We start from the raw sequence: 14,653 nt of genomic DNA, 5'->3' as shown, positions 1-14,653 counted from the left end.
ATTTGCCGTTAGCGGGCAATGGCCGCGCGGGCGACGTTGCGGATTTCGCTGCGGCCGATGCCGAGGTCGTCCAGTTCGCGTGCGGACATACGACCCAGTTCAGCGACCGTCTGACGGTACTTGCGCCAGTTATTGAAAGAGCGTGCTACGTTCATGATGATCCCCTTTCGTGGGCTTTCGAAGCTCAGCTGCCAGTCCTTGACGCTTCGTTCGCTTCGATGAGTTGTATATAATATCGGACCTCTGACTATTACAGCGCCAATGCATCACTGCACCTATGCAGTAATTGCATGGATCGTCATATCTGGTAGCGATTTCCCGATCAGGATCCGAACCGCTTAGCGGTCAGAGTTTGAAACGATCGAAGGCCGTCAGCCGCACGATCGGCGGCTCCGCTTCTTTCCACCGGTAAATTTCCGAACGCAGATAGGAAAGCTCGTCGCCGAGATCCTCTTCGCCGACTTCTATCCACCAGGACTTCAGACGGCCATCGCTGCCGTCAGACCAGCGATAACCCCTCGCCTTCAGGTGGTCTTTCATCTCGAACGGGCTGTGTTCGGCAAAGATGCGGATGCGCGAGCGCTGGCTGGCGCGGTAGAGCTCGGTGAACGGGCTTTCACCGTCGCGCTGCTCTCGATCGAGGATTTCCAGGAGCGCGTGGCAGTCGTCCACGGCGCGATGGCCTTCATGGAAATACCCGGCCTGGCCGACGAGATAGCCGAGTTTCGTGCCCTCGAAGCCGCGGGCGCTCCAGTCGATCTCCGAAACCGAGCATGCCCAGGCCTTGCCGGCGAAAATCGTCGAGAAGGCCTCGCAGAACGGCCGGTCGAACCCGGCATTGTGGGCAATGATCAGATCCGCCGGTTCGATCAGCGCTCTCAGAGATTGGATATCGATGAGCTGTCCTTCGACCATCGCATCGGTGATACCCGTCAGCCGGGTGATCTCGGGCGGGATCGGTCGGGACGGCTGTTGCAGGCCGCCATAAATGCTGATGATATCGCCGATTGCCCCGTCATCGTTGAACGTGAAGGCGACGGCGCCGATTTCGATGATCTCGTCGCTGCGGTGGTTGAGACCTGTGGTCTCCGTATCGAGAATGACGCCGAGCTGTGAAAACTCGGGCCGCCTGACTGACGCAACCGGCCGGGCGGCCAGCTTTCTCAAGATGCGATAGTTGCCGCTCTCTTCCAGCGTCCGCGCCATGTCTTCATCAGAGTAGGCGGTCGGTTGGGAAGGTTGCCGGCGCGCTGGACCGCGCACCTTGGCAATCGCGGGCGATGCCTCGGCAAACATGTCGAGTTGCGAATCTCTGTGCACGCTCATCGACTCTATATGTCACGGAGACGCGATTTAATCCATCGCACGACGGCTCCGCGCGTCTTTTCGCGAGCCACAAAAGACGCGGTAGCCCTTTGAATTATGCAGTCGCCAGGCGCGGCGGCGTATGAACGCCTGCCGTTTTGTCCAGCGGGAAGTTCAGCCGGCAGACTGCGCCGGGATTGCGGTTGTCGATCGTCACATCGCCGCCGTGCATGCGCAGTATGTCACGAACGAGATTGAGGCCAAGTCCGGCGCCGCGTCCGTCGTGATGGCGCTTGAAGAAGGGCTCGAATATCCGATCCCGCATATCGGCGGGAATGCCCGGTCCCTCGTCGCTGACCTCGATCCAGTTGCAGCCGGCGGTCAACGCGATGATGCCTTTCCTGCCGCCGTGGTTGATCGCGTTCTGCAGGATGTTCATCAGGGCGCGTTGCAGGGCCAGAGAATCGCCCTCGATCTCGCCGGCGCCGTCGACATCGAACTGCACCGTATAGCCGGCGGCAAAGGCCAGCGGCGCCATTTCGATGATGACCTTCCTCGCCAGCTGGCCGAGATCGACCTTGGTGAATTGGACCTTGCCCTGCTTCAGTCGCTGAAGATCGAGCATCTGCTCGGTGAGAACGGCAAGCCTTGCGGCATCTTCCAACAGGTCGGTCTTGATCGAACTGTGCGGCAGGGATCCAATTCTCGTATTCAGAATGGCGATCGGCGTGCGCAGCTCATGGGCGGCGTCGGTCAGAAACCGTTCCTGCCGCTCGTAACCCTCGTCGAGACGGCCGAGCGCACGGTTGACGGCGCGCACCAGCGGCGCGATCTCTTCGGGAATATCGTTGGCCGAAAGCCGGCCGCCGCGCTGGTCGATATCGATCGTATCGGCCTCGAGCGCGGCCTGGTCGATCCCGACCAGCGACCTTCGCACGACAAGCGGCGTTGCGATCAAAGCACCCAACGCCATCACGGCGACGATGGGAATAACAAGCTTCGCAAGGATCAGCGAAACGCCATACAGGATGAAGGTGAGCGAGTTGGGGCCGTCGGTGCCCGTCAGAAACTGCACCTGTCCACCATCCGTCGCAATCCACTTCATTCGGACAGCCGGACGGTCGTGGTCGCCGAGATTCGAGCCGAACCTCGCCTGGCCGACATGATCGAGCGTATTGCCGATGGTGGCATATTCTTCCGGAATCCGGCCCTCGGTCAAAACATGTCCCTGCATGTCGCGAATGGTGTACCAGAGATCGGGCGCATCTTTCCGTAGCTGTCGCAGATCCTGCGTTTCCCTCAGGCTCAACTCTCCGGTGGGCTGGCGGAAGACGGCTTGGCGCAGGATCTCGATCGTGCCCTCCGTCGACCTGTAGTCGAAGATCTTCCCGACCGAAATCAGCACGATCATCACCAGGATGAGCACGACCGACTGTACGGCGAGAAGCCGCCAGAACAGTCGCTTGTGCAGCGAATAGGAGCATCGTTTGCTCATGATGCTTCACGCAGGAGATAACCCACGCCCCGGATAACGTTGATGACCACGCCCGCTTGCGACGCTGCCAGCTTGCGCCGCAGCCGCGATATATGGGAATCGAGCGCGTTCGACTGGATTTCGTCGTCGAATCCGAAGACCGCCTCCATCAAGGCCGGCCGCGGCACCATTCGACCGGCCCGGCGCACCAGGCATTCGAGCACCAGCGCCTCCCGGCGTGGCATTTCCAGACGCTGGCCGCAGACGATGATGTCGCAATAGGTCGGATCGAACGAAAGCCGGCCGATCGTGATCAGCGCCGGGCGCAAGGTTTCTGAGCGGCGCATGACGGCACGCAGTCGCGCCAGAAGTTCGTCGAAGACGAAGGGCTTGGCGAGGTAATCGTCAGCGCCGGTCTCAAGGCCGGTGATCTTGTCTGGAACCTCTCCCTTGGCGGTAATGACGATGATTGGCAGCGTCAGCCCCCTATTGCGGATCTTCGGAATGAGTTCAAGGCCGTCGCCGTCGGGCAGTTGCCGATCCAGGAGGACGGCGTCGTAGGCGCCGTCGCCGATCACCAGCTCGGCGTCGCATAGGGTCGAAACATGATCCATCACCATGTCGTGCCTGGTGAGCGCCCCCCGGAGCGCCACGGCCATTTGAGGTTCGTCCTCGATCAGTAATATGCGCATCTCTCATTCCTATCGGGGCCGTCGATCTACAGGAGGAGACCATATCACCTCAGCGAGGCCCGCAGCAGCGGTCGCGCATCGAATGCAAGATCGCCCGCCTCGTAGCAAAGGATCGTATCCATCATCATGCACGGCGCTGCTCGATCAGGGCCATTGGCTGGTACCTGCGGCTGATGCGATAGACTGCAGCCGGCGGGATATTGCGCAGGGTCCAACCGATCCTCTTTGAGACGAGACTGAGGGAGTCGAGGATTTCGACGGGCACAGGGCATTTTGGGCCGTAGAAGCCCGCTGACGACGCCGCCGAAGAAACCTCTGGAAAGGGCCGTCTTCCACATCTCTCGCACGTCCAGCTGCAGCACCCTGGCATCGGGAAAGCGGTCTTGAAGCAACGTGGCGAAATCCCGTTCGTATTCGACCAGCGTCAGATCCCGCTCGGCAATGCCGCGTTCCAAAAGGGCCGCGGTGAAAACGCCGGTGCCCGGGCCGAGTTCGAGAACCGGCCCGGTTAGCGCAGAAATTTCCTTGGTCATCAGGCCCGCAAGGCGGGGGGCCGATGGCGTGATCGAGGCGATGCGCAGCGGCGCGCGAAGCCAGGCAAGAAGAAAGCGTCGATCGAAACGTGGCATTGGACCTTCACAGTGGCTGATTGATCCCACCCATGAACCGGCTCAACATTGCAACAGTCTGTCAGGTCGCATTCACTGTGACGCAGACGCTGATTTTTATGCCTGAGACGCGACCTTCCGCTGCGCTGTTCTGAGCCCCTTCCGATCGATCCAGCCTTTGATTTCGGCGGCAATCGCCTCGGGCTGGTCCTCGGGGGCAATGTGGCGCGCTGGCCCGCAGCCCCTGATTTCCAGGCCGGCGATGGTATCGCGGCACCACGAAATCATCTCGCTGCCGATCAATAGCGTTTCGGCAGGCCCGTCGAAGGTCAGCAGCAGCTTGGGAGTTTGGGGACTAGCAGCAAGCCATCGGTCATAGGCCTCGATCCTGGCGACGACATCGGCCGGCTCGCCGTTGATCGGCATGGCGCGCGGCCATTCTAGCAGCGGGCGCCGGCTTTCACGCTCCGGATAGGGTGCGCGGTAGACGTCCCAGTCGGCATCGCTGAGCCCTTTCAGCGTGGTCGCGCGCAAAGCCTGTTCGATGAAGAAATTTTCGTCGAGAACCTTGGCCTCGCCGGTTCCCGTACCCCGCAACAGTTCATAACGCGCTTTTCCCCCACCTGGCAGATCCTCCCAGCTCATCGGCCGCACGATGGTTTCCATGAAGGCGATGCCGCGCACCCGTTCGGCGTGGCGTGAAGCCCAGTCGAATGCCAGCGCGCCGCCCCAGTCGTGGCCGACGAGCACGACGTCGTCGAGGTCGAGCGCATCGAACCAGGCGTCGAGATAGGCGATGTGATCGCCATAGCGATAGCCGATATCGGGTTTGCCGGATCGTCCCATGCCGATGAGATCGGGCGCCAGGCAGCGGCCAGGCCCGATAACGGGCATGATATTCCGCCAGAGATGCGATGAGGTGGGATTGCCGTGAAGGAAGACGATCGGGTCGCCCTCCCCCAGTTCCTCATAGGAGATGAACGAGGTGAGAATATCGATGGTCGGCATATGGAGCTCCGCGCTTTCGTGCTATATAGGCAGGTGGCTGTCCATTTATCATATAGACAGTTACCTGTCTATATTGTTGCGCGGGGTTTCATGTCGTCTTCTTCCCTTGGCCTGTTGTTGCGTCTGGTCCATCAGCATTGGACGCAGGCCGTCGAAGCGGCACTCGATGAGGCCGGCTACGGCGATATCCGCCCACCGCATGCCAACGTTTTCACTTTCGCGCGGCCCGAGGGCATCCAGGTCAGCGAGCTGACCAAGCTCGCCCGGGTGCGTAAGCAGACGATGACGCAGGCTGTCGAGGAACTCGAGCGCCTGGGTTATGTCGAGCGCCGGCCGGATCCGAACGATCGGCGTGGCCGGCTAGTGTTTTTGACGGAAAAAGGCCAGGGGGTCAGGCCGATAGCAATGGCGGCGGGCCGGCGCGTCGATGAAAGCTGGGCCGCCTTGACCAGCCCGCAGCAGATGGATGATCTGCGGACAGCACTCCGGCGGCTGCTGGAGCAACTGCAATAGCAGGCGGGGCTGGCTTGAGACGACCCTTTCCACTTAACCGTCGCACGACCAAAGGAAAATACATGCCGGGTGACAACAGCAAGGGCGTCGAAGAGGATGTCGTCATCATCGGCGCCGGTGCCGCCGGCATCGCCGCCGCTCGTCGCCTGCAGGCCATCCGCCCGGATCTTTCCATCCTCCTGATTGAAGCCGGCGATCGTCTCGGCGGGCGCGCCTGGACGGTCGGACTGCCTGACGCCGATATCGCGCTCGATCTGGGCTGCGGCTGGCTGCATGGCGCGCGGACCAACGCCTGGACTGCGATCGCCGGCGAGGTCGGACTGACGGTCGACCGTACGCCGGCACCCTGGAACGATGGCGGACGGCGGCTTCAGCGGGATGGCGCGGAGGCGCATGCCGCAAGGAAGGCGATCGGCGCCTATTTCGAGCGCCTCGAGAGCCATGAGGGGAATGACGCAGCCATGGCCGAAATGCTCGAGCCCGGCAACCCCTGGAATGGCCAGATCCGGGCGATCGGCACCTATATCACCGGTGCCGAACTGGAGCGGTCGTCGGTCGTCGATTACAACAGATACGATCCCGGCCCCGGCCCTGACTGGCGGGTACGCGAGGGCTATGGAACGCTGGTCTCGCTTTACGGCAAGCCGGTTCGGGCAAAGCTCGGCACCGCGGTGACGCGCATCGACCATCGTCATGCCGGCCGCATCGGCATCGAGACGAACCAGGGTGTGCTGAGTGCCCGCGCGGTGGTGGTGACCGTTTCAACGAATGTGCTTGCCGCCGGCAAGATCGCCTTCGACCCGCCTTTGCCGGAGAAGATCGAGGCCGCAGCCCGTTTGCCCCTAGGGCTCGCCGACAAGCTCTTCCTGAGGCTCGCAAATCAGCAGGCGCTGCCGGCGGATACGCATATGCTCGGCTCCACCGGTCGCGGCGCAACCGGCACCTATCAGCTCCGGCCGTTCGGCGCGCCCGTCGTCGAGGCCTATTTCGCCGCTGACCTCGCGCATGATCTGGAGGGGCAAGGCAGAGAGGCCGCCATCTCCTTCGCCGGAGATGAACTGGCGGCACATTTTGGCGCGGATATCCGCAAGGAGTTGTCGGTGGCGGCAATGTCGGCCTGGGCCGCAGCGCCCCATATCGGCGGCTCCTATTCCTATGCCGAACCCGGCGCCTCCGATCTGCGCGGGCGTCTCGCAGCGCCGCATGACGAGCGGATCTTCTTTGCCGGCGAGGCCTGTTCGAAGTTGCGTTATTCGACGGCGCACGGCGCCTACGAGACCGGCGTCGCCGCAGCCGATCTGATCGCCAGCTCGTTTTTGCAAAATCCGTGATCGTCGCCGGCCGCGACGGCAGGAATATTTTTTTCTCACTTGTCGCGCGGGCGTGATTGGTTATGCTCCCCTTGGCCCCTGTGCTCCCAGCCTGGGGCGCTATACGTCATCCGGCGGCAAGCGGCCGCCTCAAGCACAATATTGTCATAGATTGCAGGAGCCCCCGGCTTCTACCCCGACCGTTTGCGTGTCGGCTGCGGGTATCTGCATGAGGAGGAAGAAATGGACTATCGCAAGCTCGGTCCCAGCGGGACCGTCGTCACCGCCTATTGCCTCGGCACCATGACCTTCGGCGCGGAGGCCGATGAGGCCGCCTCGCACAAGCTCCTCGACGATTATTTCGCCTGGGGCGGCAATTTCATCGATACCGCCGATGTCTACAGCGCCGGCAAGTCTGAAGAGATCATCGGACGTTGGCTGAAGGCGCGTCCGACCGAGGCCCGCCAGGCGATCGTCGCCACCAAGGGGCGCTTTCCGATGGGCAACGGACCCAACGATATCGGCTTGTCGCGCCGGCATCTCGGCCAGGCGCTCGACGATTCGCTCCGCCGTCTCGGCCTCGAGCAGATCGACCTCTACCAGATGCATGCCTGGGATGCGCTGACGCCGATCGAAGAGACCCTGCGCTTCCTCGACGATGCGGTCTCCTCCGGCAAGATCGGCTATTACGGCTTTTCCAATTATGTCGGCTGGCACATCGCCAAAGCCTCGGAGATCGCCAAGGCGCGGGGTTACACCCGCCCGGTGACGCTGCAGCCGCAATATAACCTGCTGGTGCGCGACATCGAGCTCGAGATTGTCGCAGCCTGCCAAGATGCCGGCATGGGTATGCTGCCATGGTCACCGCTCGGCGGCGGCTGGTTGACCGGCAAATACAAGCGCGATGAGATGCCGACGGGCGCCACCCGCCTCGGCGAAAACCCCAATCGCGGCGGCGAATCCTATGCGCCACGTAATGCGCTGGAACGAACCTGGGCGATCATCGGCGTCGTCGAGCAGATTGCCAAGGCGCACGGCGTCAGCATGGCGCAGGTAGCGCTCGCCTGGACGGCGGCCCAGCCGGCGATCACCTCGGTCATCCTCGGCGCCCGCACGCCGGAACAGCTCGCCGACAATCTCGGTGCCATGAAACTCAAGCTTTCCGACGACGACATGGCGAGGCTGAATGAGGTGAGCGCGCCTCAGCCTTTCGACTACCCCTACGGCAAGGGCGGCATCAACCAGCGCCACCGCAAGATCGAGGGCGGCCGCTGAACCTTCCTTCAGCTCTGATTGAACGAACCCCTGTCCGCTTCTCGCAGAAGCGGACAGGATGTCCCAGGTTCAGGATGATCGACCGGCGCCGGCTCGCGTCACGTCTGACCGCTGCCTTGGTTTCCCGCAAAAGCGGCCGTCAACCCGAGGCCGATCAGCAGGGCCCCGCTGACATAGCGTTCGGCTGTGAGATAGCGGCGATTGCGCCTCAACCAGTCGCCCGCAGTGCCGGCGGCTAATGCGTAGCTGCCGTCAGTTATGATGCCGAGACAGGTGTAGATCAGACCCAGGAACGCGATCTGCATCGCTGCGTGACCCCGGTCCACCTCGACGAACTGAGGCAGGAAGGCAAGAAAGAAGAGCGCGGTCTTGGGATTGAAGAGATTGACGACGAACCCGTCGCGGAGAAGGCGCGCGTACCCGAACGCCTTCAAGCCGGTCTCGGTGCCGGGAATCTCGCTTCGGCCTAAAATCTTCCTGAGCCCAAGCCATATCAGATAGGCAGCGCCTGCATACTTGACCGCGCTGAACGCCAGAGCCGATGAGGCCAGGACTGCCGATAATCCCAACGCCGCGACGATGATATGTACCAGCGTTGCGGCATGAATGCCGAGAATCGAAACAAAGCCGGCGAGGCGGCCCTGCTCGACCGAGCGGGCAAAGATGTAGAGAACCGCCGGCCCGGGAATCAGAAGCAGGGCCAAGGAAGCGCCGATAAACAACCAGATATTGCCCAGGGTTGGCATGATAATCGCCCCGCTCCTGTTTTCCCCATCACCTTGCGGGCGCATCGCTGGAGCCAGCCCTCGTCACCCGCAAGAGTGGACGGTATTCACATAAGCAACCCCTGCTGTCTTGAACGCTATAAACCTTTCGCATAATCGGCGGGCGTCACGCCCGTCGTCTGTTTGAACAGGCGGGAGAGATGGCTCTGATCGGCGAAGCCGACCATCTCGGCTACTTCGGCCGGAGGCGTGCCCAACCGAAGCAACTGCCGCGCCCGGCTCAGTCGCAATTGCCTCTGATAGGCATGCGGCGGCAGCCCGACAGACGAGCGGAAGGATCGGACAAGATACACGGGATTGAGCTTGACCAGCCGGGCAAGATCGGCAAGGGCAATACGCCTGTCGTAGTGGGCTTCCAGAAATTCGCGAATGGTCGTGACGTGCCGCGGCTCGCTGCCTGCTTCGATCCTTGCGTGCGGCTGCCCGGAGTAAGCGGCCAGCGCCGCGAGCCCGCTCGTCAGCAGCGTCTCGGCTTCAAAAGCGTCATCGTCAGTTTCGAGATATCGATGCGCTTTGCCAAGGCTTTGGAAAAGCCCGAGGTCGCCAAGGCATAACAACCGCTCGAACAGCGCCGGGCGCGTCGCCCCCGGGTCGAGCACCGCGTACTGCAAAAACGCAGGCGATACGAACAGGCAGCGGTAGTTCAACGCCTGTTCGTCGGCCGGCAGGCACATGTGAACGACGCCGGGCGCAAGGACATTGATGTTGCCTGGTTTCAGGGCCACCTGAGGCTGACCATATTGGAAAAACATTGTGCCGCGTTCGTGGAGATGGATTGCGTAAGCGTCGTGGAAGTGCTTCGGAAAGTGATGCTGCGTTCCCGACGCGCGCAGCAATTCAACTCCGGCTAACGCGTCGTTGCGCCAGATTCGAATGCGTCCGGCATCCTGCTTCATCCGCACCATTCGATAGTCTTTCTACAGACCGTTGCCGCCTTCAAGCAATTTCCATGACAATCTTGCCTGCGCCGCTGGAGTCATAGATCGAAAAATTTCCGCACCCAGTTCACCGGAGAGGAGCAGATTAAGCTCACCGTGATGATCAACATCATCAATGGCTGGAATCGCATCGCTGTCGGCTTCGGCGGCCGCCTGGCGTCCCAACATAACGAAAAAAGCCGCCATGTTTCCATGGCGGCTTTTCGGCCTTTCTGCTTGGGAGGCGATTTTAGGCCGGAAGTTGGAAGATAACGTTGGCGATCAGCACGATCGCCAGGCCGCCGGCGAGCGCGAGGTAAGGCAGAATGCCGGCTTTCTTGACGCCGAGATCCTGGCCGATCAGGCCGAGATCCTCCATCGCGCCGGCTGGGAATTTACCGCCGTCACGCACATAATGGCGATAGGCAAAGACCGGCAGGATCAGGGCGGCGAAGATGAAGCCGACCCAGAGCGCATTGGAATAACCCCAGACCTTGGCGCCAGCGCCGAGGAAGAGCGCGTTGACGAAGGCCAGCACGGTGTTGAGGCCGATCAGCCAGGTCGGCGCCTTCCAGGGGCGCTCGATATGGCCGGAATCCATCCGGTGGATCCAGCCGGAATTGAGGTTCAGGAAGTTGAAGATGATGTAGCCGACATTCGAGACGGCGAGCACGAAGAAATAGCCGCCGACATCCGAGGCGATCGCCAGCAGGAAGAGATTGAAGGCGAAATCGGTCCACATCGCCCGCGTCGGCGCGCCGTGTTCGTTGACGTGGTCGAGGTATTTTGGCAGCCAGCCGTCCTTCGAGCCCTGGTAGAGCGTGCGCGAGGAGCCGGCCATCGCCGTCATGATGGCAAGGAAGAGTGCCATGATCATCAGTACGACGAGCAACTGGGTGACGACGCGGCCGGCGCCGATCAGGCCGCCGAGCGCTTCGGCAACGCCCGTGCCATCGACGATGCCGGGGGCCAGCATGCCTTCATGGCCGAGAACGCCCTGGAAGGCGAAGGGCACCAGGAAGAAAAACAGGCAGCAGGCAAGGCCGGAATAGAAGATCGCCTTGAAGGTGTCGGTCTTCGGGTTCTTGAGTTCGCGGGTGTAGCAGACCGCTGTCTCGAAACCGTAGGTCGACCAGGCGGCGATATAGAGGCCGCCGAGGAAGAGCGTCCAGCCGCCGTTGCTCCAGGTGCCGTCGACAGCGGCATAGGCGGCTGTCGGTGGCACGAGACCTGTGACGTTGGTGGCAAGGATCTGGCCGCTGACGATCGGATAGAGGCCGATGATGAGCAGCGGTACCAGGACAATGATTGCCAGCCATTTCTGCACGCTGGCCGTTTCCGAAATGCCGCGATGCTGGATCGCGAAGATGATCAGCATCAAGATGCCGCCGATGAAGAAGGTGGCGTTGATGTTGGCGGTGGCAAGGAAGGGAATGCTGAAGCTAAAGAGCGACCAGCTGCGGATCGCTGGCGTCAGGGCGGCGATACCGTCGGTGCTAAGCAACGCCTTGATGGCGTCATCCGGGGTGGTGCCGGCATGGGCTGCGATATATTCGGCGACGCGGGGGCTATCGGCCGTGATGGAAGCGGCATGCGCGGAAATCCAGTCGAGGACCATCTGCGAATCCGCCGCCGGAATCGGGTAGAATGCGTTGAGGATGTAACCGGCGGCGATGGCGCAGCCGAGCGACAGCACCGGCGACCAGGCAAACCAGTTGCACCAGACCGACAGCGGCGCGATGAATTTCGAATATCGCAGCCAGGCGGTGGCGCCATAGACCGAAGCGCCGCCGGACTTGTTGGCGAACATGCCGGCGATTTCGGCATAGGTGAAGGATTGCAGGAAACCCATCACCATCGAGATGATCCAGACGACGAAGGCGAGCTTGCCCGTCGTGCCCGCAATGCCGCCGATGGAGAAAAGAACGAGCGGCGGCACGCCCGCAGCCACCCAGAATGCGCCCTTCCAGTCGAGCGCGCGTACAAGCTTACCTTCGGTGCCGGATGCAATCCCGGCCTCCACAATGTCTGTCATCGGTGAAATTCCCCATTCTATTTGTTCCGGACGTATCTTTGTACGTCTCCCTGAACGTGTCTCCCTGACAGTCTCAAGCCCGCCCGGATGATTTTGGCGATCCGCGTTCCCGACGGATTCCCCGAGTCTCAACTCTTTATGCATAGTGAAGATATTTTCTTTTTAGTCAACTCGACTTTACTTTCCTGGGGCATTTTGTAACCTGTATGGGTGGGTGCCCGAGGGCATGCTGGATCCCCAAGAGGGCGCAATGCGAGAACTTCATCCTGCTATGACGGGCCTGCGACCGGCGGCTCCGAGCCTCGTGCACTATCCCGGCATTCCCACCCTGCCGGAGGGAACCGAGCGCTACAGGGCAAAAGGCGGCGGATCGGTCGTTATGCGCGTCGAGCCGGGCGACCACGTCAGCGTTATCGACAGCGAGGGCGGACAGGTCTGCGAGATCTCTTTCCTCGATGAAAAAGGGCGCTTCCTGGCCGCCGGTCTCGGAGCGGCATTCAGCAATTCGGCCGAAGGTTTGAAGGCCATACTTCAGGCAGAGGATGAGAGTGCTGCCCGCACGCGTGCAGCACTTCAGCGTCGCGGCGCCGATCTGGCCGTGGCCGGCGCGCTCAGCATCTTCGGGGCCGGATCGACGCCGGGCAGCCGGGCAGAGTTCACGATCTCCATGACGGGCGTGCTGATCGTTGCGGCACCCGCTGGCGCCATGTCGCCGGAGGCGCAGGATACGGCGACGCCGATCGAGATCAGGATCAAGCGCAGCCTGCTGATCCGCGATTATGCCTCTGCCCTGCCGGAACCGGCCGCCGATCCCGTCGAGGATATCCGCATCCGGGCGGCGACCGCTGCGGCCTATTTCGTGCGGGCCGGCGAATTCATCCAGATCATCGATGTTTATGGACGCCAATGCACCGATTTCCAGGCTTTTGCCGCCCGCAAGGTCGACAAGGGTCTCGATCTCGCGCTCGATTCCACCGTCACCCGCACGCTACTCGGCCGCAGCTATCCGATGCCGGGCCTGCCCTCCAAGGCCTTCGACCGCGACTTCGAGCCGCTGGTCGAGATCGTGCAGGATACGGTCGGCCGCCACGACGCTTTCGCGACCGCCTGCAATTCGCGCTATTACGACGACATGGGTTATCCCGGCCACGTCAACTGCACGGATAATTTCAACGCCGTGCTGGCGCCCTACGGTATTGCCGGCCGCAAGGGCTGGGAAGCGCTGAACTATTTCTACAACACCAACATCGACCACAACAACCAGCTCTATCTTGACGAGCCCTGGTCGCGCCCCGGCGATTACGTGCTGATGCGGGCGCTGACCGACCTCGTCTGCGTCTCCTCGTCCTGCCCTGACGATATCGACGCGGCGAACGGCTGGGATCCGACGGATATCCACGTCCGCACCTTTTCCGGAAAAGAGAAATTCTCACGAGCGGTAGCCTATCGCATGACCCCAGATGCCGACGCCGAACTGACCCGCGAAACCGCCTTCCATCCCCGCCTCTCCACGCTGACGCGGGACTACACCGAATATCGCGGCTACTGGCTGCCGAACCGCTTTTCCAGCGAAGGGCCGGTCGAGGAATATTGGGCCTGCCGCGAGCGCGCCGCCGTCATCGACCTCTCGCCCTTGCGGAAATTCGAGGTGACGGGGCCAGATGCCGAGGAGCTGCTGCAATATTGCCTGACGCGCGACGTGCGCAAGCTGTCGACCGGCCAGGTCGTCTATTCCGCCATGTGCTACGAAAACGGCGGCATGATCGATGACGGCACGCTGTTCCGGCTCGGCGACAAGAACTTCCGCTGGATCGGCGGCGACGATTTCAGCGGCATCTGGCTGCGTCAGCAGGCCGAGAAGAAGGGCTTCAAAGCCTGGGTCCGCTCCTCGACCGATCAGATGCACAATATCGCCCTGCAGGGTCCGAAGAGCCGCGATATCCTGAAGGAGATCATCTGGACGGCGCCGCGCCAACCGACGATCGGCGAGCTCGAATGGTTCCGCTTCACCGTCGGCCGCATCGGCGGCTTCGAGGGTGTTCCTATCGTCGTCTCGCGCACGGGTTATACCGGCGAGCTCGGCTACGAGATCTTCTGTCATCCGAAGGATGCGCTGACAGTGTTCGACGCCGTCTGGGAGGCAGGGCAGCCGCACGGGTTGAAACCGATGGGGCTGGAGGCGCTCGACATGGTCCGCATCGAGGCGGGCCTGATCTTCGCCCATCACGAATTCACCGACCAGACGGACCCATTCGAGGCCGGGATCGGCTTCACGGTGCCGCTGAAATCCAAGCAGGACGATTTCATCGGCCGCGAGGCGCTGATCCGGCGCAAGGAGCATCCGCGCCATCTGCTCGTCGGCCTCGACATCAAGTCCAACGAGGCCGTCGGCCATGGCGATTGTGTCCATATCGGCCGGGCGCAGGTCGGCGTTATCACCAGCGCCACGCGCTCGCCGATCCTCGGCAAGACGATCGCGCTCGCCCGCATCGACGTGATGCATGCAGGCCCCGGCACCGAGGTCGAGATCGGCAAGCTCGACGGCCACCAGAAGCGCCTGCCGGCGACGATGGTGTCGCTTTCGCATTACGACCCGCAGAAGACGCGACCGCGCTCGTAATGCCTGCTTTTGGGGTCGAGGACGGTGATCGGTTTCTCGCACTGTTGATGAAGCCGCACGTTTTAGCGGCGGCACGCAATGCGATAGAGATGCAACCTTATATTGAGTGCA

General features: G+C 62.0%; 12 protein-coding genes and 2 pseudogenes. 5 read left to right on the top strand and 9 right to left on the bottom strand.

Annotated features, from left to right (window positions below; all coding sequences use genetic code 11):
• Window positions 1-8: 8 nt before the first annotated feature.
• The 6 genes and pseudogenes from AC1D2N_RS05190 to AC1D2N_RS05165 all read right to left on the bottom strand — a co-directional run bounded on the left by AC1D2N_RS05190 (window position 9) and on the right by AC1D2N_RS05165 (window position 5,087).
• A complete protein-coding gene (locus AC1D2N_RS05190) occupies window positions 9-155 on the bottom strand; it encodes a DUF1127 domain-containing protein (protein WP_003548073.1) in 147 nt (48 codons plus the stop codon).
• Between the two features lie 190 nt (window positions 156-345).
• Window positions 346-1,326 carry a 3'-5' exonuclease gene (locus tag AC1D2N_RS05185; RefSeq protein ID WP_130729780.1) on the bottom strand — a complete coding sequence of 327 codons (981 nt, stop codon included), beginning with the start codon at window positions 1,324-1,326 and terminating at the stop codon, window positions 346-348.
• Window positions 1,327-1,420: 94 nt separating this feature from the next.
• Entirely contained in the window at window positions 1,421-2,800 is a 1,380-nt protein-coding gene (locus AC1D2N_RS05180) for a sensor histidine kinase (RefSeq protein WP_112908730.1), read from the bottom strand.
• Entirely contained in the window at window positions 2,797-3,471 is a 675-nt protein-coding gene (locus AC1D2N_RS05175) for a response regulator transcription factor (RefSeq protein WP_112908731.1), read from the bottom strand. Before AC1D2N_RS05175 ends, AC1D2N_RS05180 begins: the two co-directional genes overlap by 4 nt.
• Window positions 3,472-3,595: 124 nt before the next feature.
• Window positions 3,596-4,100 (bottom strand): annotated as a pseudogene (locus AC1D2N_RS05170) (class I SAM-dependent methyltransferase).
• Window positions 4,101-4,196: 96 nt separating this feature from the next.
• Entirely contained in the window at window positions 4,197-5,087 is an 891-nt protein-coding gene (locus tag AC1D2N_RS05165) for a haloalkane dehalogenase (RefSeq protein WP_112908733.1), read from the bottom strand.
• Between AC1D2N_RS05165 and AC1D2N_RS05160 the strand changes: the two genes are divergently transcribed.
• From AC1D2N_RS05160 to AC1D2N_RS05150, 3 genes are all read left to right on the top strand, one after another.
• Window positions 5,088-5,600 carry a MarR family winged helix-turn-helix transcriptional regulator gene (locus AC1D2N_RS05160; protein WP_112908734.1) on the top strand — a complete coding sequence of 171 codons (513 nt, stop codon included), beginning with the start codon at window positions 5,088-5,090 and terminating at the stop codon, window positions 5,598-5,600. It begins immediately after the preceding gene.
• 62 nt (window positions 5,601-5,662) lie between these two features.
• Window positions 5,663-6,931, top strand: coding sequence for a flavin monoamine oxidase family protein (locus AC1D2N_RS05155; protein WP_130653871.1), 1,269 nt, complete (start codon window positions 5,663-5,665; stop codon window positions 6,929-6,931).
• Window positions 6,932-7,153: 222 nt separating this feature from the next.
• A complete protein-coding gene (locus AC1D2N_RS05150; protein WP_130653870.1) occupies window positions 7,154-8,185 on the top strand; it encodes an aldo/keto reductase in 1,032 nt (343 codons plus the stop codon).
• A 98-nt stretch (window positions 8,186-8,283) separates the two neighbouring features.
• Here the strand turns inward: AC1D2N_RS05150 and AC1D2N_RS05145 are convergent, their stop codons facing one another.
• Together AC1D2N_RS05145 and AC1D2N_RS05140 are read right to left on the bottom strand one after the other, a co-directional pair.
• A complete protein-coding gene (locus AC1D2N_RS05145) occupies window positions 8,284-8,931 on the bottom strand; it encodes a LysE family translocator (RefSeq protein ID WP_130653869.1) in 648 nt (215 codons plus the stop codon).
• A 116-nt stretch (window positions 8,932-9,047) separates the two neighbouring features.
• Window positions 9,048-9,875, bottom strand: coding sequence for a helix-turn-helix transcriptional regulator (locus AC1D2N_RS05140; protein ID WP_130653868.1), 828 nt, complete (start codon window positions 9,873-9,875; stop codon window positions 9,048-9,050).
• A 90-nt stretch (window positions 9,876-9,965) separates the two neighbouring features.
• Here AC1D2N_RS05140 and AC1D2N_RS05135 point away from each other — a divergent pair.
• Window positions 9,966-10,160: pseudogene (locus AC1D2N_RS05135) on the top strand (hypothetical protein); the annotation flags it as partial.
• On the opposite strand, the gene AC1D2N_RS05130 reads toward AC1D2N_RS05135, so the two are convergent.
• Entirely contained in the window at window positions 10,138-11,922 is a 1,785-nt protein-coding gene (locus AC1D2N_RS05130) for an APC family permease (protein WP_130653867.1), read from the bottom strand. The pseudogene AC1D2N_RS05135 and the gene AC1D2N_RS05130 sit on opposite strands and share 23 nt — an antisense overlap.
• A gap of 250 nt (window positions 11,923-12,172) precedes the next feature.
• On the opposite strand from AC1D2N_RS05130, the gene AC1D2N_RS05125 reads away from it, so the two are divergent.
• Complete coding sequence (locus AC1D2N_RS05125; RefSeq protein WP_130653866.1) at window positions 12,173-14,542, top strand: DUF1989 domain-containing protein; 2,370 nt, start codon at window positions 12,173-12,175, stop codon at window positions 14,540-14,542.
• Window positions 14,543-14,653: the final 111 nt, after the last annotated feature.

The organism is Rhizobium sp. P1_B8 (assembly GCF_056406515.1).
The sequence above is the reverse complement of the archived record's forward strand: the minus strand, read 5'-3'. Positions and strand labels throughout refer to the sequence as shown.